The sequence below is a fragment of the Niabella aquatica genome, assembly GCF_054779315.1.
Window position 1 is genome coordinate 177790 of the sequence record NZ_BAAGYM010000013.1, and the last position, 22481, is coordinate 200270.

The following is a 22481-nucleotide window of genomic DNA, read 5'->3' on the forward strand; positions in this document are numbered from 1 at the left end:
AAAAGGGTCTTGAGCATGGTTGCCATGGTTGCCGTACATAAGCCAAAATACCGGGGGTACACAATATCAGCAGAAATAAAAAAAACTCATCACTAGTAAAAAGATGGGCGACTAAAGCAAAAATATAAAGGCCTTAACGGTTATAACTAATGACAGAATTATCATAAAATATCAGATGTCTGTTAATTTATTAATAATTATGAAAAAATGTATATTGCTTGGTAGCTTTTTGTTTGCACTGCAAGCTGTTTATTGTCAATCCAATATTTTTGAGGCAAACGGTAATGTAGGTATTGGTACAGCTGCTCCTACATATAAGTTGACACTGGATGTGGGGAATACCCGTAATGGCATTAACATTAAGTCAGACGGGGATATAAATGCCTATTCTGATGTAATGTTTGAAATGAAAACCACTACCGCAGTTCCTGCGGGTAAGCCTACAATGTGGGTTTTGTCTTCGCGCAAAGATGGTATTTTTAGCGGCGATAATACCGGCAATACTTTTGAAATGTACGCCCTTAAAAAAGGGGGTGGCTATATAGCTCCTGTACTGTTTAAATCTAATGGGGACCTTATATTAGCCGGTGCGAAAAATGCTGATAATGGCTTTGTGGGTATTGGTGTTAATAATCCCAGATCTTTATTAGATGTTGGCAGGCAAATTAGTAATGGAACAATAGGGACGGTATTGGCTCGCCTTCACGAAGGAGATATACAGGGGATGGCACTTTTCTGGGTGTGCGGGCCTGGGAATCAAAATTGCCGGGTTATGGAGCTATTTATAATGGCAAATCGTTTTCCATCGAACATGCGTTTTATGGCCAATTAAATAGCGCTATCAATTTCTATAGAGGAAGTAGCGTGCTAGGTGGTTATATAACCTTTGCCACTCATGACGGAACAGAGCGAATGAGGATCGATGCCTCAGGCAATGTTGGCATTGGCACCGCTACTCCTGCTGAAAAGCTATCTGTTAATGGGAAAATCCGGGCAAAGGAAATAAAAGTAGAAACTTCAAACTGGCCGGACTACGTATTCAAACCTTCGTATCAACTAATGCCGTTACAAGAGGTGTCGCATTTTATCACACAAAATGGCCATCTTCCAGGAGTGTCGTCTGCTAAAGAGGTGGAACAGAATGGTATTGACCTGGGAGCCAACCAGGCAGTACTGCTGAAAAAGATTGAGGAACTGACGTTGTACGTTATTGAGCAAAACAAAATAATCGAACAACAAGGAAAGGAAATAAAAACATTAAAACAAATACTTAAACAGCATTAATAATTCAAAAAGTATGCTATGGGGAAATATTTAATCATTATGGTCGCACAGGTGATAAGCGGTGCCTTATGGTGTCAGAATACTTTTCCTTCGTCCGGTAATGTTGGCATAGGTACAACAAGCCCACCAACAGCACTGTCTGTAAAAAGCGGCGGTATAACAGTGTATTCTGCACTTACAAACGCTATGCCCCGCCCGGCTATAAATGCAGGTACAATAGAAGGTGAGATCCGTGGAATCAGCGCTTTTGGGCCACTTTGGGATGATGGATTTTTAAGGCTGAGCGCAGGCGGAGGAACGAACTGGAGCACAAAATCATTTATTGATTTATCGGGATACGCTAGCAGTACCAATACCGAACGTTATAACAATATTGTAATGGGAACGCAAGGGCTTGAACGTTTTCGGATCGGTGCCTCAGGCAATGTTGGTATTGGCACCGCAACTCCTTCTGAAAAGCTATCTGTTAATGGGAAAATCCGGGCAAAGGAAATAAAAGTAGAAACTTCAAATTGGCCAGATTACGTATTCAAACCTTCGTATCAACTAATGCCGTTACATGAGGTGGCGCATTTTATCAAACAAAACGGCCATCTTCCCGGAGTGCCATCTGCTAAAGAGGCGGAACGGGATGGTATTAACTTGGGAGCCAACCAGGTAGTATTGCTGAGGAAGATTGAGGAATTGACGCTATATATCATTGAGATGGAGGAGAGGCTTCAGGAAAAAGACAACGCCATAGTCCTGCAGGACACAGAGATTCATACATTGAAAAAGGAATTGTCTGACATGAAATTAAAAAGAAAGTCTAAGTGATCAAGAAAATGTTCTTTAAGCTAAAATTAAATTATGCGTTTATAAGTTTAACACTATGAATACTAAAAAAATAAATTTTATTGCTGCTTTTTCGTATTTGATTATTTTTCTATTGCAACCGAATATTACAACTGGCCAGCAATACGAAAAAGTTATTCCGCCTTCGCCAACAATAGGAACTCTTAAACGATTTGGAGAGTTCCCTATGGATTACTCAACAGGAACAATAAATATAGCTATACCGGTTCATAATATTGTAACAAAAGATTTTTCAATCCCCATAAAAATGAGTTTTAATGCCAGAGGAAGGATGGGAACCCTTAACTACTCTCCCTTAGGAGTAGGGTGGGCATTAACCTCTTTGGATTATATAACAAGAGAGATAAACGGGAAGCCGGATGAATATTCAAATTTAAGAATTGAAGAAACCAAGGAGTCTCTTCTGGATGTAGGCACAGGACCTGAGTATAATAATAAAGTACATGAAATGTATGAGAAAATAATATCTGCAGATCCGGAAATTACAACCTATAACGATTACCCTATATGGGATGCCTCACCTGATATATATTCCTACAGTATCAATGGAAACTCTGGTAAGTATATTATAAACAATGACGGCAATAGAGTGCCTCTTGCATATACAACCCTGAGATTCAGTCACGGGGAAGTAGTAATGGATGATAAGGGCAACGAGTATTTTTTTGGAGAAACGGCCTCCTCTATTGAATATTATCCGTTTACTACTGTTGGAAATCAATCGGTGAATCTGCCTACTACTTGGTATCTTTCCCGCATAATCACTGCTGCCGGAGATACGATTAAGTACAATTACGAGTCTCTATATACCGGTGTTGAGCCTGCCATTCAATCCAAAAAAAGTAATTATCGCATATACACATACTCTAAGCGTACCGGCGGAGGTTTTATTGCACCTAACCCGCTTGCAGATGGAGTATATGAGACCCAAGATGTATATAAAACAAGACCATATATGGTTTCGTTATTGAGAAGTATTGTATATCCAACCGGAAAGTTGGAATTATTTTATGATAACGGTAATAAAAAGCTTGATTCAATAGTTGTATCTGATGTCGCGAATAAAGTAATTAAAACGGTGAACTTTAATTATATAAATACTCCAGGTACTCATTACATATCTAATAATAACAGTATTTCATTAGCTAATATTAATATCAAGGGCGATAATAATGTAGTTGCTGAATGTTACAATTTTGAATATTATAATGTTCCGCTTCCTCTTTCCGAGATCAATAACGACCAGAAATTTTCCTGCAATAACGATTGGTGGGGGTATTGTAATGATTATGGAGAATATCCTCCCGTTATCCCTGATGATAATGACTTTATCTATGGACGGAACGGGAGCAAAGATGCAAATGAAATACTGAAATTAAACGGGATGTTAAAAAAAATCATTTACCCTACAGGCGGTATAACTGAATTTGTTTTTGAGAATAACAAGTGTGTTTCAGTTAACGGTGTAGGACAAATATATGGCCCGGGGCTTCGTATCATTGAAGTTAAATCCACCACAGATGATGGAAAAGTACTGATTAAAAAAATAAAATACGGTCAGAATGAAAATGGATTAGGAATTTTACCTTATTTACCTAATCCAAACGATTTCAGATCTCATTTAATATATAAAGGTTATTTGGTATATGAAACTGATAGCGATTGGTGGAATTCGGATATGAGCGTTTACCTAAAAAAGACATATACTCCGTTTCCCGCTCCTTATCTTTCAAAACTGTACACTATGCCGATTTTCTATGACTATGTAACAGAATACCGATTAGATGCTGCAAACAATAGCCTGGGGAAAACAGAATATTATTATTATACGCCATCTTTGACAACAGAGCCTAGCGAAATCACTGATTTAAAATATACCGCCCTAAAAGAATGGACCCAAAGTAAGCTACGGGAGAAAAAAATATATAAAAGCACAACGTCAGGATATCAGCTTCTGGAGCACAGTTCTTTTCAGTATACAGATCTGAATTACATAAAAGTGCCTGGCGTAAGCTTTATAAGAAATACTGAGCTTTGGCTATACCCCCATCCAACTACTTCTATTCCTTACAGCGGTAGACAAAACGGAACATTAAACGAGGAACGCTTTGTAAGACAGAACGGCATTGCCAGTATTTATACGATTATCAACCATCCTATAGAATCGGCAATAAGCGTTCTTACGAATGAGCATATCAAAACTTATACAGACAATAATAATGAAATTGCTACGACAAAAAATTATGAATACGGGAACTTGGTAAATGTGCTTCCGACGAGAGTTACTACTTTAGGGAGTGATGGAAAATTACAGGTGTCGCGATTCAGATACACCAATGACTTTATTGCTGGTTCGAATGTATATTTTAATATGGTACAATATAAAAATATGGTTAGCAACATTATTGAGCGGGTTGATAGTGTTGGTACCCATCAGAAAAGATATATAAAAACTAATTACTTTTCTCCTTATACAAATGTTTTTGTGCCGCTAGATGTAGTAGTTAGTAATGGAAGTAACGGGGCTCTTTATACCTTATATAGCTTTAAAAAATATAATCAGAAAGGAGGTGTGCTGGAGCGACAACAAGCCACCGGGGCTAATGAGGTATATGTTTGGGGATATGGAGGCCAATACCCAGTAGCTAAAATAGAAACTTATAAAAGCTATGATGAAGTTATGTCACAAACTGGTGTTAATCAGGTTATCTTGAATTCCCTATCTTCTTCCGAAGCGAGCGTAAAAACAGAATTAAATAAATTGAACACTTTGGATGGGTCTCTGGTTTCTTTGTTTACATATAAACCTGAAATCGGGGTAACTTCAGTATCTGATCCTTCAAACAGGCTAAGTTCTTTTGTTTATGACAACTACGGAAGGTTGCATTCAATGAAGGATGATCAATCTCATATTACCGCAAGTTATCGTTATAAATATAATAATATAGTTAGCGGATCGGAGCCTTTATGGTCTCCTACAGGAGCCTACAGGTGCATTGTTGATGCTTACGCCTTAAACACGGGCGTTCAGGAGCGGGAAGAAAAAGATTTGAATAGTTCCAGTGTTACTTACAATCAAATCAGATGGTCGATTACCGGTGCAAATCCGCAGACCTGCCCGATTAATACAGAGCCTGTCTGGCGTACAACAGGTAATACGCGCTGCCAGAAAGGAGTAGATGGCCGATACACACACTACGAAGAGCTTGAAATGAGAGACTTGAATCCTAACAGCAGTTCCTTTAATCAGCTTAGCTGGTTTCTGGGGGGCTATAGAACTGATATATGCTTTAATGCAGACGATCCTAAATGGCAAGACATAACGGGAACAGAACGTTGTGCAAAGGATTCGAATGGTGATAATATCGGCTCTCAGGAGATTCAGCAAAAAGACATAAATCCGTTAAGCTCTACATATAATCAATACCGATGGTTTGCCACAGGATATAATCACAGTGCCTGTCCACTTCCCAGTTCAAATTATTTTTCACCCGCGTACGGCATTACAATAAACAGCAGCACCTTATATAATGTGGGAACATATGCTTCTTTTAGTCTACAATTTTCAAGTTACAATACGATTAGTACTAGCCCGGTTCATGTTGCAACAATTTATGGTAATTGCCGCCCATCGCAAACCAGAACCCTTGATTACAATTATGAAGGAAGACTTTGGCATATTACTATAAATACTGATGGCACGGTGTATTGGTTTGTTGATAATAATTCAACATCTCTGCCTCCAAATACTGTTGTAAACGTTTCCTATTTGCAATATAATTTATAATGAACATGCAAGAGTCTATTATTAAATAATTCTAATGATAAAAAACAAATGGATATAAGAGCCTTGAAATTAATATTTACAATCATATTGTATTTATATACTTATCTGGCTGTTGCTCAGCAATCAACAAATTTGCCAACATATGGCGCGGGTACTCCTATAAACTATATCCGTACGTGGACTCCTACAGCTCCTACAACGGATGCCAATGCTTTACTGACCAAAGGGGTATTAGAAGTCAAAGAGGCCACGCAGTATTTTGACGGCCTGGGCAGGCCATTGCAAACAGTGGTTAAAAAGGGTTCCATGACCACTACTGATGTAAACAACGTAGCTACCGACACCGTAAATGCCAAAGACCTTGTAACACCCGTGCTGTATGATGAGTTTGGCAGGGAGCAGTACCAGTTTTTGCCTTTTGCCGCCAACAATGCCGGTGGCAATACATCCCTGTCTGATGGTTTGTTCAAAATCAACCCCTATGCCCAGCAGCAGCAGTTTATGAACAGCCAGTACGGCAGCCAGGGCAATGACAAAAACTATGGCTACAGTCAGACGGTGTTTGAGGCCTCCCCGTTAAACCGTGTATTAGAGCAGTATGCTCCCGGGGAGAACTGGGCAGGCACTGTATCCACATCTAAACATGGCATTAAAACAGGTTACTGGATCAACACCGCCACGGATGCCGTAAGGATCTGGAATGTTACGGATGGTCAGCCGGGTTCAGGCGGCAGTGGGGTTCAGGCCAATATTACTATTTCTTCCAGAACCGCCACGCCCCCACCTTACACGGCCACCAGCAGCATTACATTTACAGATGGGTTCCAGAGCCTGCCGGGCGACAATTTTACGGCTTTTATCTCTCCCACTTCAGGAGGAGCCGGAGGGGACATCATCACCAGTACCTATACCAGCACAGCCGCCTATCAGCCTGGTACGCTGTATAAAAATATAACCGAAGACGAGCAGGGCAAACAGGTGATCGAGTTTAAGGATAAAGAGGGACAGGTAGTCTTAAAGAAAGTACAGCTTACGGCAGCCAAAGACACCGGACAGGGCAATGGCCACGATGGGTGGATGTGCACCTATTATATTTATGATGACCTGGGCAATTTAAGATGCGTCATCCAACCCGAAGGCGTAAAACAGTTGACAGTGAACAATTGGCAGCTAACAGCCACCCTTTTGGCCGAACAATGCTTCAGGTACGAGTATGACGGGCGGCAAAGGATGATCCTCAAAAAAGTGCCTGGCGCAGCAGAGGTAGTGATGGTGTATGATGTAAGGGACCGGCTGGTGATGACACAGGATGGCAACCTGCGTGCCGGCAGCAACTGGAACTATACGCAGTACGACAACCTCAACCGTCCCGTAAAGACGGGGCTTTTTAATACAAGCGACACCAACCCCAATACGCATTGGACAGCGGCTATGAGCTTAACCGGGGGGACCAACGATGCTATCCAGTATCCTACGGCAATGATGCTTGCCACCCCCACCGTGCTTACTGAAACTTTTTATGATACTTATGATTGGGTAAATAACCCTTCTTACGCCGGCGTAATAACGAACCCCAATGTTTTTAAAGAATTTGATGCAGTGCATAACAGCTACCTGCTTACTGCTTCCAACAGCGTGTTTCCTTATGCACAGCAGCCAGCCAAAGACATCCGAACCAAGGGCATGGTAACCGGCAGCCGGGTAAAAGTGCTGAACGATCCCGGCAACCGGTATATTTATACGCTTACACTATACGACGATAAAGCCCGGCCGGTACAGGTGAAAATCATTAACCACACTGCAGGGACGGATATTTCCACCACACAATACAGCTGGAGCGGTCAGCCCCTGGTAACCGTAATCCGTCAGCAAAAGGCCGATGCCGGTACTTCCACTATTACCACCGTAACAAAGCATACTTATGATGCTTTAGGCCGTATTACCCAAACCACGAAGAATGTGATTAATAATACTACCAGCGTACAAAGCGGTGACAGAATAATAACCCGGAAGCAGTATGATGCTTTAGGGCAGCTAAAGACAAAACAACTTCATACAGGGAGCAGCACTGTACTGGAAACCCAAACCTACGATTACAATATCCGTAGCTGGCTGCTGGGGATGAACCGCGATTATGCCAATGGCAGTAATAACAGCCGCTATTTTGGATTTGATCTGTCGTATGATAAGCTCCCGTCGCTTGGAGGGGCCGGAGGGGTGCTGTACAATGGCAATATTGCCGCCATGAGCTGGCGGGGCAAAACAGGCAATGCAGAGATAAGAAGATACAGTTACAGCTATGATGCTGCCAACCGGCTGCTGAAAGCAGATTTTGGCCAGTATAACGGCAGTTTATTTTCAGCATCAACCGTAGATTTTAGTATGAAGATGGGTGATGGTGTATCTGCTGTAACAGCTTACGACCAGAATGGGAATATATTAAAGATGTGGCAAAAAGGGCTGTTAAACGGTAGTCCGCAGGTAATAGACGATCTGACCTATACCTACAACAGCGTCAGTAACAAGCTGGCAAAAGTAACCGATGGTGCCGCAGCCACTACGGGGCTGGGTGATTTTAACAATGGTATAAACAGTGATGATGATTATGCGTATGATGTTAACGGGAACCTTATATTGGATAAGAACAAATCCATTAGCAGTATAGCGTATAATATTTTAAACCTTCCTGAAATCATTACAGTAGCAGGAAAGGGAACAATAACGTATCTTTATGATGCAGCGGGTAATAAGCTGCGGAAAAAGGTAATAGAAGGAAGCAGTCAGAAGATCACGGATTATGTAGGAGGCATGCTCTTTGAAAACAATACGCTGCAATTTGTAAGCACAGAAGAGGGCCGTGCAAGGTTGGAGAATGGCGTATGGAAGTTTGATTACTTCTTAAGGGATCATTTAGGTAACACGCGGGTGGTAGTAAATGATGCGGGAACAGTGTTACAGGAAACCATGTATTACCCCTTTGGGTTACCGATAGAAACGTACACGGGAGTACCTAATAATTATTTATACCAGGGTAAGGAGCTGCAAAGGGAGCTGGCACAGTTTGATTTTGGGGCGAGATTTTACGATCCGCAGATAGGTAGATGGCATGTGATAGACCCCTTAAGCGAGCAGATGCGTCGGCACAATCCATACAATTTTGCTTTTAATAACGCAATGCGCTTTATTGATCCAGATGGAATGGCGCCTTTATCAACTCACATAGATAAAGACGGAAATGTTTTGGCAGTTTTTAATGATGGGGATTTAGGTGTTTATCAACATGGGGATAATGCAGACGGAAGTGTACCTACAGAATCTATGCTATCTAAGCGAGCTAAAGATAAAGGAACGTCAAGCGGAGGAACAAAGATTGGTGAAACTGAACATTGGGACGAGTTTGTAAGTCCTGAAACAGGCAAGACGATGACTAACTATAAAATTCAGGTTGGAAAATCATTTGATCCAATAATTGCAGCAATGCATAAGAAAGCAGAAGATATGGACTTGAAAGATATTGCAATGGCTTCAAGAGGCGGGGGTTTATTTGACATTAAAAAAGATTATGCGAATGTTGGGGGATTATTAAATGGCAAATATGCTACTTCTCGTTCAGCAGGTAATTTTTTAGCGGGCTACAATGCAGAAGGTGCAACATATTTTGGTGCTGGAATCTCATTTACCACATTCCAGAAATTAGCAGGTGCATTACATATTGAGGAAAGTTATGGAGCCAAACTGGTTAAAGGTCAAATGTTTGATATTGTTGTTTCTGGCGATTATATAAGTGCTGATCCAGACAAGAATAAAAAATTTATTGCTCCTGCTTACGGGGAGGTCAATTATCAATATAGAATGAGTAAGGCAGGTTGGAATTTTGGTAAGAAAAAGTAGAATGTAATGAGTAAAATAAAAAAGAGTTTGTGGCTTTTTTTGATATTGTTGATCATTGGAGGAATTTGGTTTTATCGTAGCTGGAGACAAGGAGAATTTATGTCAACAAAAGAAAATTCAATATCTATAAATTTAAGAAACGGCAACGAGCCTCTTTTTTTGAGAGCAAAAGTTTGGGGTGTTGCTGGAAATCATGAAGAAATAGTATTATCTCGGTCAGAAAATAGTCTTCCTGATAAAGCAAATGATTATATTTTCTATACATCGGAAATTTTTTACAAAATAAAAGGAGATAGTAGTGTTTTTGTATATGCTCCCGAAAGCTCCACTAGTGAGCCTGTAAACAAAATCTCAAATGTTACTATAAAAGGTCTAAAAACAGCCGATGAGATACGGGACTACAGTATTAACTATAAGAGATATGGATTACAACGAATTAGTATTTACGAACAATAAATAATAAATCCCAGGCTTAGGCTTGGGCTTTATTATTTACTGTAAGCCTGTTTATTTTTAAAGTCCCTGATAAGTGCATCAAGTGTAACGAAGATGTACTCTTTGTCTTTATCGGATAGTTTGGTTACTTCCTGCACGCGGTCGAGGGTATTTTTATCCAGTTCAATATCGGAGTTGCCTGTGAGGTAATCCAGTGATACTTCGAGGGCCTGTGCAATTTTTACCGCCATTTCAATGGTCGGTTTTACTTCGTTACGTTCGTAGCGGCCATAGGCATCACCATTGATACCGATCTTTTTACCCACATCTGCCTGGGAAAGTCCTTTTTTTTTCGGCTCAGCATCATATTATCTCCAAAATCCATAATGATAAGTATTTAAAAAGCCCGATAAATAAGCGTTTTATCAAAATTAAATGAATGATGCGTCCTAAACAATACTAATAATGTTTGTTATTTTAAGATAGATGCTGTAGCTATCCAAGCTGTATGATATTTAAATAGCTGGCAGCATTGAACAAGTTGCGCAATTGCTGCAAAATCTAATATTCAAACTTACGCAGGGTAGGGGCTTTGAACCAGGTAGTGATCACTACGGCCAATGTCATGCACCCGCCAAAAACCACGGAAGGAATAACACCCAGTGCGCGGGACATAACGCCGCTTTCAAACTGGCCCAGCTCATTGCTGCTTAGCACAAACATGCCGCTTACACTGCTTACACGGCCCCGCATATGGTCGGGGGTGAGCAGCTGCATGACCGTGCCTCTAACCACTACGCTTATTCCATCCAGTATGCCAGCCACTACCAGGGCAAAAAAAGACACCCAGAACATTTTTGAGATCCCGAACAGTATAATGCACGTGCCAAAGCCGGCAACAGCAAGAAGCATTTTCAGGCCCTGTGCCTTCTTCATAGGCCGTAGGGTAAGCAGGATAACAATAAAAATGGCGCCGATATCTGTGGCGGCATTGAGCCATCCAAATCCTTTTGGACCGATTTTCAGGATGTCGCTGGCAAATACCGGGATCATGGCTACTGCTCCTCCAAAAAGAACAGCGAACATATCAAGCGCCATGGCAGCCAGTAAAGCCTTGGTCTGGAATACAAAAGCCAGCCCTTCCCTAATGCTTTCCCAGGTTTTCTTTTCCGGAGCCTGTGCAAACCCAACCTTACTGTCTTCAACGGGCACCAGGAAAGGAGGTTTGGGCTTTAGCTGGAACAGGAAAATAAGGCTGAGAAAAATAAGGCTGCTGATCACCAGTAACGTAGCGCTGGTACCCGCAAGAGCGATCAGAAAGCCACCCGCAGCATGGCCGGTAACCGATGCGGAGAGCCAGGTGCCCTGGTTCCAGGTAGTAGCGTTCTGTAACAGGTTCTTAGGTACAATGGTCGCGATCATAGCGCTGAAACAGGGGCCTACAAAAGATCTCAGGATACCGGTAAAAAAGAATACGCCATATATGAACCAGGCAATATGACTGGTATGCAGGAATGCCTGGGTGGTTGTAGTAGAAAGGGCAAACAGGGTAAGAGCGGCTATTAAATACCCGGAAATGCCCTGTAGTATGAGTCTTCTTTTGTCTTTTATATCTACGCGGTGGCCTGAATAAAGTGCCAGAGAAAGGGCGGGTATTACTTCCGAAAGCCCTATCATACCAATAGCTAAAGGGTCCCTGGTTAATTGATAGATCCACCAGCCAACCACGGTAGTGATCATACGCATCGCCGCCACAAAAGTGAAACGGCCTATCATAAGATTCCGGTATTCCGGTATGCGAACTGCTGCAAAAGGATCGTTGGTGATTTGAACTTCAGGAGGGAGTGTGCTTGCCATTGAACGGCAAATTTAAAATATCGAATGGAAAGTTGATCTTTCGGTGTTTGGTTTTTAGGTTGGATGCTTGATGCTGGATACTGACCGCTGTTTTCAGGTTTAAAGTTCCATGAACTATGAACCTTGAACTATTCGTGTTTTTGGCTTTGATCCGGTAGTATAGCATTTCTATATCACCTGTTTGATAATCATTTTTTTACTTTCTTATTAACCTTAAACTTTTCAACCTGTCGTCCGTCATCTGTCTCTTTTATGTTACTGTTACCAATCTCCAATATCAGGCATCCAGTATCGCTTGAAACTTCAAACCTGAAACCTTCCTTTACGGCAGCAAAACAGGGTGTATGCCTGGTTCATACTCCCGCTCCAATGCGTCGTAAATAATGGTAAGATGGGTATTGTTGGTTAAAAAATCAGCGGCGGATGCATCTACCAGCAGCACCGGCATATTGAGTAAGCGTATATATTGCAGGTAGGTGTCCTGTATGCTTAATAAATAATCATCCGGTATATTTTGCTCATATTCCCGCTGGCGTTTTTTTATGTTTTCCTGTAGCTTTCTTACGGGTGCATGCAGGTAAATGAGTATTTGCGGGTGAATGAGGTTTTGTTGCACAATCTCGAAAAGGCGCTGGTAGAGCTTAAACTCATCTTCAGCAAGCGTTACTTTGGCAAATAGCAATGATTTGGTAAAAAGATAATCGCTAATGGTTGCCTGCTGAAACATATTTTTCTGAACCAGTATTTCCTGTAGCTGTTTATAACGCTCGGCCATAAAAAAGAGCTCCAGTGGAAAAGCAAACTGTTTCGGGTTTTTATAAAATTTAGGCAGGAAAGGATTGTCGGCAAAAGCTTCCAGCACCAGCCGGGCATTGTAGTGTTTACTAAGCGCTGTGGCCAGCGTGGTTTTACCGGCGCCAATATTGCCTTCTATGGTTATGAACTCGTATCGCAAGTGAGATGACTGTTAAAAGTTGACGGATGACCGTAATAATCTGAATCCGGGGCAAATATAAAGCGGTGCGGCGTGGCATGTAAAGTTTTTTACTTTATTTGGATAGCGCGTCTGACAGAAAAGGACTGATACGGTAGATTATTCCGGAATTCGTATCCTGATAAATAGTGCTGCTGTCCTGATTGTACGATGGCCTGAAAGTCAAACCTTTTTTACATACAACGGGTCTTTGCTTTGCGGTAACAGGGCGCTCACAGGTTGTTGCAGCACCGGGTGGATAAAATGACCGGCTATCTCCGCCAATGGCATTAATACAAAATTCCTTTCGGTAATCCGGGGGTGCGGAATGATTAATGTTTCTGTATCGTAAATTTCATGGTTGAAAAACAAAATATCAATGTCGATGATCCTTGTACCGTACTTTTCCAGCCTTATACGCCCCATAGCTTTTTCGGTTCGATGGATAGCTGCCAATACCTCATCAGCTGTAAGGCGGGTATGCACCAACAGCACCTGGTTGTAGAAAGCCGGCTGTCCGGCAAGCCCCCAGGGTTCTGTTTCGTAAACGGATGAGCGCTTTACCACCAGGCCTATATCTTTTTCGATAAAGCCCGTGGCTGTGTTAAGATTTTTCAGCCTGTTACCCAGGTTGGTGCCGGTAATAAGATATATTTCGTTTACTTTATTTTTCATAAACCAGGTCAAATATCTTTAATTTTGGCGATTGTGAAGGGCTGCATAACACTTTTTCGCCGAAATACCTCACTTCCGGATCTCTCATCGAAGGAGAAGGGAGTAGAAAAGCGAAGTTGTATACACCCTTGTGAAATGCCGCTGGCTACAAATATTGCTGAGGTTTGCAGCGGTGATAAACCAAGCGTGGCAAAATGGATGATAGCCGCACCGTCGGTCATACAATAAAAATTAAATCTGGCAAATGAAATCTTTCTTAAAAATTTTCCTGGCTGTTTTCCTGGCGTTAGTGGTTTTTTGTTTTGTACTGTTTTTCATTTTTGCGGGTATAGCCGGCAGCGCCATGTCTAAGACCGCAACGGTGATCGGCGAAAAATCGGTACTCGAAATCGATCTGGGCAAAACCTATGCAGAAAGGCCGCAGAAGGATCTGCAGGATGTGATCCGTACAGAATCGCTGGAAGCAACTCCTTCTTTTTTTGATGTGATCCGGCTGATCGAAAAGGCAAAGGAGGATAAAAATATCAGCGGGATACTATTAACGGCTAATGGCAATGGCAACGGGTTTGCTAACAGCGATGAGATACGCAACGCCCTGATCGATTTTAAATCGTCAAAGAAGTTCATCATCGCATACGCGGATATGATGTCGCAGAAAGCTTACAGTGTAGCAAATGTGGCCGATAAAATTTATGTAAGCCCGAAAGGTTTTTTTGAATGGGTAGGATTGAGTGTAAATTACATGTTTTTGAAAGGCACGCTGGATAAGCTGGAAATAAAACCCCAGATCTTTTATGCAGGCAGGTTTAAAAGCGCTACGGAGCCGCTGCGGGTGGAAAAAATGACGGAGGCTAACCGGCTGCAGACCACCGTGTGGCTGGATGATATTTATAAACACTTCCTGCTGAAAACTGCCGCAGCAAGAAAAACAGATACGGCCACCTTACACAGCCTTGCCAATACCGGTGCAGTACAAACTCCCCAGGATGCTGTACAATATAAGCTGATCGATGGCGTGAAATATGACGATGAAATTAAAGATGAAATTAAAAGCCGCCTGAAGATCGATAAGGATACGAAGATCAGCTTTGTAAGCATCGGCAAGTATGCTTCAGCCAATACAGGGCTGGATGGAAAAGGGGATAAAATTGCGGTGATTTATGCCACCGGCAATATTGTAGACGGGAAAGGCGACGATGATAATATCGGCAGCTTTAACTATATCGATCTCTTGAGAAAAGCGCGCCTCGATAATTCCATTAAGGCCATTGTGGTTCGTGTAAACTCGGGTGGTGGAAGCGCCCTGGCCAGCGAAAACATCTGGCGTGAAATGAGCCTTGCTAAAAAAGAAAAACCATTAATGGTAAGCTTTGGCGATGTAGCAGCATCAGGCGGTTATTATATATCCGTTGCAGCAGATAGCATCTTTGCATCAGAAAATACCATTACAGGCTCTATCGGGGTTTTTGGCATCGTTCCTGATATGAGTACATTCTTTAAGAATAAGCTGGGTGTAACTTTTGATGGCGTGCAGACCGGCCCGCTGGCCAATGCAGGCAACGTAGACCATCCGATGACGGAGCAGGAAAAGCAGTTGGTGCAGGCCAGTATAGAAAAAGTATACACCAGTTTCAAGGAGCGGGTTGCCGAAGGACGTAAGAAAGATACGGCTTATGTTGAAACGATTGCCCAGGGGAGGGTATGGACAGGGTTAAAGGCTAAAGAGGCCGGGCTTGTAGATGCTTATGGCGGTTTGAATGCAGCTATTGCTGCTGCGGCTAAAAAAGCTAAACTGAGCGATTATAAAATAGTAGAATATCCCAGGCCCGCCAGCTTGATAGAACGTATCCTGGGCCTCGATAAAGCTATTATGACGCATACACAAATGAAGGAACAGCTCGGTGCTGATTATTATAACGTTTACCGGCAGCTGTTAAAGGTAAAAGACATGACCAACGGGGCGCAGGCCAGGCTGCCGTTCGATTTTGTTATAAAATAATTTCAATCAGAAATCTTACATTCGTAAATGTCGTACAGTCAGTCACGAGCTTTATGGGCGGTAATCAAGGCCAGCTTTAAAGCCATCTTCAGCCAGCCCTCCTCTATATTCTTTAGTTTTCTTTTTCCCATAGTTTTTATATTAATCTTTGGCGCTTTCAGCGAGCGCCCGGCAGATCCGTTCAGGATTGCTGTAAGCCCCGCCAGCGATACCACCAGCGCTTTATACGATAGCATCAGGAGCAGCCCAAGGGTCAAAATAGTGGCTTACGGAGGCGATACGGCTAAAACCTATGCCGATCTCAGGAAAGGCAACCTTGCCGCCGTGATGGATATACAACCGGTTAAAAAAGATGCTGCTACCTACTATAAGGTGCACCTTACATCCAGCGAAGCGGGAGGGGGCAGTGTGTACAACCTTATTCGCACACTCGATTACCAGGCATTGCAGATCGAGCTGGATGAGGCGCACCGGCTGCAAAGAGAATACTCGTTTGTTCCGGAAATTGTTCCCGGTAAAAAATACCGCCAGATAGATTTTGTATTGCCCGGCCAGCTGGGGTTCTCCATTTTATTTGCCACCATGTTCGGTATCGCTTTTGTATTTTTCAACCTGCGCGAACAACTGGTATTAAAAAGGTTCTATGCTTCTCCTATCAAAAAAATAAATATCCTTATCGGTATCGGGGCCAGCCGCCTCGTGTTCCAGTTAATCAACGTGATCGTTCTGATACTTTTCGGACATTTCTTTTTAAAATTTACGCTGGTGAATGGCGCGCTTACTTTTTTTGAAATGATCATTCTTACTGTGTATATGCTTTTCCTGCTCATGGGGGTGGGGCTTATATTCAGCAGCGTGGCTAAAACTGATACCAGTATCCCTTTGCTCATTAACCTGTTTGGTTTCCCCCAGATGTTGCTGTCGGGTACTTTTTTCTCCATCAGCGTATTTCCCCAGTGGTTGCAGAATATTTGCCAGGCACTTCCGCTAACACAGTTTAACAATGCTATGAGAAAGATCTCGTTCGAAGGCCTTCACTTGTACGATTGCTGGAAGGAGATAGGTATTTTAGGTATATGGATCATTATTATTTATATGGTTGTAATAAAAGTAATGAAATGGGAGTAGCCGGAAATTCAGAATATAAAATGTAGCATTTTAAATTCACTACTCACTATTCACACTCACCACTCGATGAAATTTATCAGGCTCATACTTTTAAGCGGTATTGTTTTTTTTGTGCTGGCGTGCATTGTATCTTTTTTTATCCCTGCTCACATACGTGTGCTCAGAATGGTGAGCATAGCCAACAGCAATGACCGTGTTTTAAATAAAGTACGGGACCTGGCACAATGGAAGAGCTGGTACCCCGGTTTTGAAAATATAGAACTGAAAAATGTAAAGATGCAGAACGGGAGAGTAGTGGAAGCAGCAGCCGGCGACATTTTACTTTCTATAAAAGCATCTACTGATAGTGCTGTAGTAGTAAGCATGCAGAAAGGAGCACGTTCCGTGATCAGCGGGTGGCAGGTAAATAAGGATTATAGAAAAGATTCCCTCGCTTTACAGGGCTATATAGATCTTCGTTTAAAATGGTATCCCTGGGAAAAGTTCTCCAGCCTCCTGCTCGATAAAAACTATGGAGAAACCCTGGCGCAGGGTTTAAGGAATTTAAAGGAATAAGTTTAAAGCAGTGCCGGCGCAATCCTGCCTGGTGCTTGCTGCGATTGTATTTAGTAAGATGGTAAGCAATTGGAAAAGGTCGGATAACCACTCCTGGCCAATCAGGGGAAATGGATCGGCGCGTTCATAATAAATAGAAGTACGCATTCTCTGCGTTCGTGAATGGATGTGGATGGGTTCAGGATTACAGAAACGAAGCATTATCAATTTAATATCAGTATTTTAAAAAGTATGCCGTTGTATTTGCGGCAATAAAACGTTTATATAGAAAACTATTTTTGATAAGGATGGCAGAACTGCATTATGTGTGTATGCTCAGTATGGTTCGTTACCCGGTCTTTTTTGAAATGACCCCCTTTTTTAAAATAAAATTTTATATTTTTTTTAAACTGCGGGTTCATCTTTTTCTTTCTTTTTAGCGTCTAATTAAATATAAAAGACATTTAAAATGAAAAGATTTAGACTGTTGGGAGTGATTGCCGTTTTAGCGATGGTATTATCTGGTTGTGGGCCGACAGCACATATAGAAAAAGCCAGAAATGTAGATTTTGGAAATTATCAAACCTTTGCCTGGGCGCAAAAGAATGAAAGAGGTGCGCGAAGCAGCCTGGCAGAACAACGCATCAAAGAGGCGGTGAGCCGCGAGCTTGAAAAAACACAGGGCTGGAAAGAGGTGAGCCGTAACCCCGATGTACTGTTAAGTTATGATGTACTGGTAGAAAAAGGCAGCCGTGTAGAATCTGAACCTATGTACTCCTGGGGTGGTTTCAGAACTTTTTATAATCCTTACAGCAGGCGTTTTTACAGGGTATATTATCCGCAACGTTTTGTTGGGTACGATACCTACCGTGTACCCGTAAAAGAAGGAACGATTACTATAACAATGGTCGATGCCAATACCGATAAAACCATTTTGCAGGGCTGGGCAACGGATCAGGTGGATAATAAAAGAATTACTTCGAGGGAAGTAGACAGGATCGTGAATGCCATTTTTAGAAAATGGGAAGAAGTAAAAAGAAACGGGAATTATTAAATGATGTGCTCAAAATGTTAAACAAGGTTTGGTAGTTAAAAGCAAAGGCTCCGGCTCCGGGGCTTTTGCTTTAATAGTATCCATCTGTACCAAAAGCAATGATGCATTGCAAATAGAAAAAAGCTACTGAAGCTGTTTTATATTTTACAAAACCGGGCTTACACGATAGATATGGCTATTACCTGTTACTTATTTTACAAATGAATCCCGAAATATTGAAAGCATTAGGTATTCACAGGGGCTTCCTCGATTCTTTTGTGGCAAAGCGAGCGCGGGTTTATCAACACAGATGGGTAAAGGCAGCTGCAGGAATGGTACAGGCGGCGCTGCGAAGAGCTTATCAATTTTCTTATAGGGAAATAGGAAGCGGTTTTTCACTTAAAGGATCAGGGACAGTGTCGCTGTGCGGCGCTATCCATCACCCTGTATAAACTTCAGGTTTCTTTGTATGCCTTTATACTTGCTGCGTTTTAAAGGCGAGTTTTTGAATATTTTCCTGAAACTGTCTTCTGTCATGGCTTCCCACTCGCTGGAAGAAAGGTCCAGTATTTCAGACAGTGGATCGAAAGCCGTTTCTGTATGAGGCTTGCTGAAGCGGTTCCAGGGGCATACATCCTGGCAGGTATCGCAACCAAACATCCAGTTGCTGAACTTCCCTTCCATCTCACCGGGTAATAACATCTCTTTCAGCTCGATAGTAAAATAAGAAATGCAACGGCTGCCATCAATCACTTTATCAGGTAATATAGCTTCAGTAGGACAGGCGTCAATACATTTGGTACAGGATCCGCAAAAGTCTTTAGCAAAAGGATCGTCCGGTATTAGCTCCAGGTCGGTGATCAGTGTAGCAATAAAAAAGAAAGAGCCGCTTTGTTTATGAATCAGATTTCCATTCTTTCCTACCCAGCCTAACCCGCTCTTCCTGGCCCAGGTGCGTTCCAGTACAGGGGCCGAGTCTACAAAGCCTCTTCCCTGTATAGCTCCCAGCTTTTCCCTCACTATAAACAAAAATTCATTAAGCTTTGCTCTGATTACCTCATGGTAGTCTTCACCATAAGCGTACTTAGCTACTTTTGGTGCTTCCGGGCGCTGATGCTGTCGGGGAAAATAATTCAGCAACAGGGTAATAACCGATTTTGCACCGGGTACCAGCCTGGTGGGATCAATGCGCAGGTCAAAATGATTTTCCATATATTTCATCTGACCGTGCATACCTTTATTCAGCCAGGCCTCCAGCTTTCTTGCATCTTCTGTAAGAGGCGCCGCTTTAGCAATACCACAATAATCGAAGCCAAGTCTTTTGCCGGTTTGCTTGATAAATAAGGTATGGTTATCGATGACCATTTTTAGTTGACAGCTTTTTGTTCATAGTTAACAGTTCATGGGCTTAATCCCTGAACCATATGCAATCCTACTTGCCTATCCATTTCAGGCATACTGGAGCATCCACTTTGATCCGCTCATGGATATCGGTGAGCCGGCCGGTGCGGGTATTTATTTTAAAAACAGTGATGTCGTTTGACTTTTGATTAGCTGCCAGTAAAAATTTTCCGGAAGGGTGTATAACAAAATTACGCGGAAAATTACCCATTGTAGATTGTTCTGCAATAAAACGGATCCTTCCGTTCCCGGGGTTTACTTTAAATATTTGTATAGTACTGTTGCTTCTTTGCGAAACATACAGGAATTGTTCGTCCGGCGATAAGTGAATATCTGCCCCCGCGCCTTCCTGCCCTACAGGCAAATGGTTTGCTGTCTGAACGATTTTGTATCCATTTCCTGCTTTTGATATGACATCTACAGTACCAGACATTTCTTCAACCAGGTAGGCAAACTCTCCGGTTTTTGAAAAAATAATATGCCGGGGGCCTCCTCCGGGTTTTACATCAATAGATGATTTGCCGGTAGTGTCGAGCCATCCTGTTTCAGCATCGAATGGGTAAACAACGACTTTGTCCAGACCCAGATCCGGTACAAAAACATTTTTATTGTCAACGCCTACATAAGTGCAATGCACATGCGGCGTTTCCTGCCTCGACTTATTGATGCTGCTTCCGCTATGCTTTATGAACTGGTGCATATTTCCAACGGAGCCATCTGTAAGAACAGGGTGAACTGTAAGGCTGCCGTCTCCATAATTGCCGGCAAATAACCATTTACCCGTTTGGTCGATACTTATATAACACGGAGCGCTTCCGTTGTTAGGCTGCCGGTTAAGCAGGATAAGCTCCCCGGAACTTTTATCATAAGCAAACGATGATATTTTTCCTTGATCGCTTTCGTTTACGCTGTACACAAATTGATGGTCATTACTGATGCACAGGTAGGAGGGGTTTCCGGCTTCGGCAATGCTTACCTGCTTCGCCCTGCCTGTTTTGCTGTCAAAATCATATACATAAATGCCTTTGCTTTGGTTGTTATTGGTGTAGGTGCCAATAACCAGGCGTTGGGCAGATAAGGTGCTTATGAAAATGAGCAAAAACTCTAGGGTTAAAAAAATGCTGCGCTTCATGTTTATAATTATAGGCGATAAAAGTAAAGATTATTATGGTTCATTGTGCTGTTCATGGTTGACAGATACCGGCTGCCGGTTCGGGGTTAACAATAAATAGTAAGTGTATGCTCTCAGCTTCAACCTCAGCTTTTAGCATTCGCTATGGCCTGTCCATTCCTCTAATATGTTATAAAATTTTTAACAATCCGCTACAAACCCTTTACAGCCCTGCATCAATCTATATATCAAACAACAGTATTTAAAAAACTACTAAACTTATAAAAATGAAAAAGATATTCACCTTTGCTCTTCTAATGATAGCCGGTATTGTTTTATTGGCAAGCTGCACTAAAAGAGATTATTATAATGATGAGCCTGTTAATGTAGAATATGCAACTGTGTTTTATTTTGAAAATAATAACCCATTGACTATTATACGATTTGATTCTGATGGTACATATGCATTAATAGAAAGTGTTGATAATAATTATCCTAACGATTATGATGAGCTATCAGGGATTTTTGATTTGGGGCGTAGAACAATTTTTAATGAAACACAACGAAGAAATATGCGCGTAGAAATATTGAAATATGCTAATACTAGAGACGAAGCCTATGATGATTTCGACTACTATACTTCAAGATTGGGATATGCGAAAATGAGTATGATACTAAGGGCTCCATCCAAAATAATGAAAATAAAATAATACAAAAAGATAGTTTTATCCGTTCTCTATACATATAAGGGTCGCGATTTGCGGCCCTTATTTTATTGCACTAAAACAAAAAAACTCCTGCCAAAGCCGGTATATCAGTAAATGGGAATTTTTATGGTAAAAAATTTGGAATATTTATTTATTATCTATTAACTTTGAATTGCAAAGTGCTTTTTATTAATAATATTTACTAAAAATGAAAAAACAGGAAACATTAACCCGGGCGTTTATTACGGTAGCTGCTGTAACACTGTTATTGCTCATGGTGCCTTTTATCGCCATGCAATTAACCAGCCAGGTACGTTGGAGCGTTGGCGACTTTATGATTATGGGTAGCTTGCTGTCGGGTACCGGCATAGCGTATAAAATGCTCGTGAGAAAAGCGCCTAACTGGATCTATCGTATTGGTGTTATGCTGGCACTGGGAACTACCTTTTTTATGGTATGGGCCAATATGGCTGTAGGTCTTATCGGCAATGGAGCCGGTTTAGCTAATATGATGTATGGGATAATAGTGTTGATAGTGGTTATTGGTGCTGTATACTGCCGTTTCAGGCCGGCAGGGATGGGGCGGGTTATGTATGCTGCCGTACTGGCGCTTATATTATCAGCTATCATCGCTTTTATTATGAACCTACAGCATTATACCGGTAGTTCAGCACATGAAATACTGTTTGTAAGCGGATTTTTTGCTGCGCTCTTTCTTGTAGCAGGTGCGTTGTTTCGTCATTCCGCAAGGGAGGAAAAGACCGAACAGTCCTGTACCGGAAAATAACTGGCTGATCCGAATAGACTAACT

19 protein-coding genes and 1 pseudogene are annotated in these 22481 nt (G+C 41.9%); 13 read left to right on the top strand and 7 right to left on the bottom strand.

Features of this window, described 5'->3' with window-relative positions; genetic code table 11:
• The first annotated feature begins 199 nt into the window (after positions 1-199).
• The 6 genes from ACYVBM_RS11795 to ACYVBM_RS11820 are packed head-to-tail and all read left to right on the top strand — an operon-like array spanning position 200 to position 10273.
• Positions 200-832: a hypothetical protein gene (locus ACYVBM_RS11795; protein WP_460685862.1), complete on the top strand. Its 633-nt coding sequence runs from the start codon at positions 200-202 to the stop codon at positions 830-832.
• Positions 833-864: 32 nt separating this feature from the next.
• The gene (locus ACYVBM_RS11800) at positions 865-1284 is read left to right on the top strand and encodes a hypothetical protein (protein ID WP_460685863.1); all 420 of its coding nucleotides are present in this window, start codon (positions 865-867) and stop codon (positions 1282-1284) included.
• A gap of 18 nt (positions 1285-1302) precedes the next feature.
• Positions 1303-2100 (top strand): hypothetical protein, encoded by a 798-nt coding sequence (locus ACYVBM_RS11805; RefSeq protein WP_460685864.1) that lies wholly within the window; start codon positions 1303-1305, stop codon positions 2098-2100.
• 55 nt (positions 2101-2155) lie between these two features.
• Entirely contained in the window at positions 2156-5926 is a 3771-nt protein-coding gene (locus ACYVBM_RS11810) for a hypothetical protein (protein WP_460685865.1), read from the top strand.
• A gap of 48 nt (positions 5927-5974) precedes the next feature.
• Complete coding sequence (locus tag ACYVBM_RS11815; protein WP_460685866.1) at positions 5975-9817, top strand: DUF6443 domain-containing protein; 3843 nt, start codon at positions 5975-5977, stop codon at positions 9815-9817.
• 6 nt (positions 9818-9823) lie between these two features.
• A complete protein-coding gene (locus tag ACYVBM_RS11820) occupies positions 9824-10273 on the top strand; it encodes a hypothetical protein (RefSeq protein WP_460685867.1) in 450 nt (149 codons plus the stop codon).
• 32 nt (positions 10274-10305) lie between these two features.
• Here the strand turns inward: ACYVBM_RS11820 and ACYVBM_RS11825 are convergent.
• The 5 genes and pseudogenes from ACYVBM_RS11825 to ACYVBM_RS11845 all read right to left on the bottom strand — a co-directional run.
• A pseudogene (locus ACYVBM_RS11825) lies at positions 10306-10593 on the bottom strand (helix-turn-helix domain-containing protein); the annotation flags it as partial.
• A 220-nt stretch (positions 10594-10813) separates the two neighbouring features.
• Positions 10814-12109, bottom strand: a complete 1296-nt coding sequence (locus ACYVBM_RS11830) for an MFS transporter (protein WP_460685868.1) — start codon at positions 12107-12109, stop codon at positions 10814-10816.
• Positions 12110-12431: 322 nt separating this feature from the next.
• Positions 12432-13064, bottom strand: a complete 633-nt coding sequence (locus ACYVBM_RS11835) for a deoxynucleoside kinase (protein WP_460685869.1) — start codon at positions 13062-13064, stop codon at positions 12432-12434.
• Positions 13065-13265: 201 nt separating this feature from the next.
• On the bottom strand, positions 13266-13757 hold the full coding sequence (gene folK / locus ACYVBM_RS11840; protein ID WP_460685870.1) for a 2-amino-4-hydroxy-6-hydroxymethyldihydropteridine diphosphokinase: 492 nt from the start codon (positions 13755-13757) through the stop codon (positions 13266-13268).
• Between the two features lie 8 nt (positions 13758-13765).
• Complete coding sequence (locus ACYVBM_RS11845) at positions 13766-13978, bottom strand: hypothetical protein (protein WP_460685871.1); 213 nt, start codon at positions 13976-13978, stop codon at positions 13766-13768.
• A 23-nt stretch (positions 13979-14001) separates the two neighbouring features.
• Here ACYVBM_RS11845 and sppA point away from each other — a divergent pair, with 23 nt between their 5' ends.
• The 5 genes from sppA (at position 14002) to ACYVBM_RS11870 (ending at position 18903) form a co-directional block, all read left to right on the top strand.
• Positions 14002-15756, top strand: coding sequence for a signal peptide peptidase SppA (gene sppA, locus ACYVBM_RS11850; protein WP_460685872.1), 1755 nt, complete (start codon positions 14002-14004; stop codon positions 15754-15756).
• 27 nt (positions 15757-15783) lie between these two features.
• A complete protein-coding gene (locus tag ACYVBM_RS11855) occupies positions 15784-16884 on the top strand; it encodes an ABC transporter permease (RefSeq protein ID WP_460685873.1) in 1101 nt (366 codons plus the stop codon).
• Between the two features lie 66 nt (positions 16885-16950).
• A complete protein-coding gene (locus tag ACYVBM_RS11860; RefSeq protein ID WP_460685874.1) occupies positions 16951-17439 on the top strand; it encodes an SRPBCC family protein in 489 nt (162 codons plus the stop codon).
• 448 nt (positions 17440-17887) lie between these two features.
• Positions 17888-18472: a DUF4136 domain-containing protein gene (locus ACYVBM_RS11865; protein WP_460685875.1), complete on the top strand. Its 585-nt coding sequence runs from the start codon at positions 17888-17890 to the stop codon at positions 18470-18472.
• 200 nt (positions 18473-18672) lie between these two features.
• Positions 18673-18903, top strand: a complete 231-nt coding sequence (locus ACYVBM_RS11870; RefSeq protein WP_460685876.1) for a hypothetical protein — start codon at positions 18673-18675, stop codon at positions 18901-18903.
• On the opposite strand, the gene queG is transcribed toward ACYVBM_RS11870, so the two are convergent.
• Together queG and ACYVBM_RS11880 are read right to left on the bottom strand one after the other, a co-directional pair.
• Entirely contained in the window at positions 18884-19816 is a 933-nt protein-coding gene (gene queG / locus ACYVBM_RS11875; RefSeq protein WP_460685877.1) for a tRNA epoxyqueuosine(34) reductase QueG, read from the bottom strand. The genes ACYVBM_RS11870 and queG overlap by 20 nt on opposite strands.
• A gap of 67 nt (positions 19817-19883) precedes the next feature.
• Positions 19884-20984 carry a lactonase family protein gene (locus ACYVBM_RS11880; protein WP_460685878.1) on the bottom strand — a complete coding sequence of 367 codons (1101 nt, stop codon included), beginning with the start codon at positions 20982-20984 and terminating at the stop codon, positions 19884-19886.
• 266 nt (positions 20985-21250) lie between these two features.
• On the opposite strand from ACYVBM_RS11880, the gene ACYVBM_RS11885 reads away from it, so the two are divergent.
• Positions 21251-21673, top strand: a complete 423-nt coding sequence (locus tag ACYVBM_RS11885; RefSeq protein WP_460685879.1) for a hypothetical protein — start codon at positions 21251-21253, stop codon at positions 21671-21673.
• A gap of 205 nt (positions 21674-21878) precedes the next feature.
• Positions 21879-22457 (top strand): hypothetical protein, encoded by a 579-nt coding sequence (locus ACYVBM_RS11890; protein WP_460685880.1) that lies wholly within the window; start codon positions 21879-21881, stop codon positions 22455-22457.
• Positions 22458-22481 lie beyond the last annotated feature (24 nt).

Excerpts from the sequence above, each read along its gene's own strand:
- folK (WP_460685870.1), bottom strand. The coding sequence starts at position 13,757 with ATGAAAAATAAAGTAAACGAAATATATCTTATTACCGGCACCAACCTG.
- queG (WP_460685877.1), bottom strand. The coding sequence starts at position 19,816 with ATGGTCATCGATAACCATACCTTATTTATCAAGCAAACCGGCAAAAGA.
- ACYVBM_RS11805 (WP_460685864.1), top strand. The coding sequence starts at position 1,303 with ATGGGGAAATATTTAATCATTATGGTCGCACAGGTGATAAGCGGTGCC.
- ACYVBM_RS11885 (WP_460685879.1), top strand. The coding sequence starts at position 21,251 with ATGAAAAAGATATTCACCTTTGCTCTTCTAATGATAGCCGGTATTGTT.
- ACYVBM_RS11870 (WP_460685876.1), top strand. The coding sequence starts at position 18,673 with ATGAATCCCGAAATATTGAAAGCATTAGGTATTCACAGGGGCTTCCTC.
- ACYVBM_RS11820 (WP_460685867.1), top strand. The coding sequence starts at position 9,824 with ATGAGTAAAATAAAAAAGAGTTTGTGGCTTTTTTTGATATTGTTGATC.
- ACYVBM_RS11890 (WP_460685880.1), top strand. The coding sequence starts at position 21,879 with ATGAAAAAACAGGAAACATTAACCCGGGCGTTTATTACGGTAGCTGCT.
- ACYVBM_RS11880 (WP_460685878.1), bottom strand. The coding sequence starts at position 20,984 with ATGAAGCGCAGCATTTTTTTAACCCTAGAGTTTTTGCTCATTTTCATA.
- sppA (WP_460685872.1), top strand. The coding sequence starts at position 14,002 with ATGAAATCTTTCTTAAAAATTTTCCTGGCTGTTTTCCTGGCGTTAGTG.
- ACYVBM_RS11845 (WP_460685871.1), bottom strand. The coding sequence starts at position 13,978 with ATGACCGACGGTGCGGCTATCATCCATTTTGCCACGCTTGGTTTATCA.
- ACYVBM_RS11810 (WP_460685865.1), top strand. The coding sequence starts at position 2,156 with ATGAATACTAAAAAAATAAATTTTATTGCTGCTTTTTCGTATTTGATT.
- ACYVBM_RS11865 (WP_460685875.1), top strand. The coding sequence starts at position 17,888 with ATGAAAAGATTTAGACTGTTGGGAGTGATTGCCGTTTTAGCGATGGTA.
- ACYVBM_RS11830 (WP_460685868.1), bottom strand. The coding sequence starts at position 12,109 with ATGGCAAGCACACTCCCTCCTGAAGTTCAAATCACCAACGATCCTTTT.
- ACYVBM_RS11815 (WP_460685866.1), top strand. The coding sequence starts at position 5,975 with ATGGATATAAGAGCCTTGAAATTAATATTTACAATCATATTGTATTTA.
- ACYVBM_RS11795 (WP_460685862.1), top strand. The coding sequence starts at position 200 with ATGAAAAAATGTATATTGCTTGGTAGCTTTTTGTTTGCACTGCAAGCT.
- ACYVBM_RS11855 (WP_460685873.1), top strand. The coding sequence starts at position 15,784 with ATGTCGTACAGTCAGTCACGAGCTTTATGGGCGGTAATCAAGGCCAGC.
- ACYVBM_RS11860 (WP_460685874.1), top strand. The coding sequence starts at position 16,951 with ATGAAATTTATCAGGCTCATACTTTTAAGCGGTATTGTTTTTTTTGTG.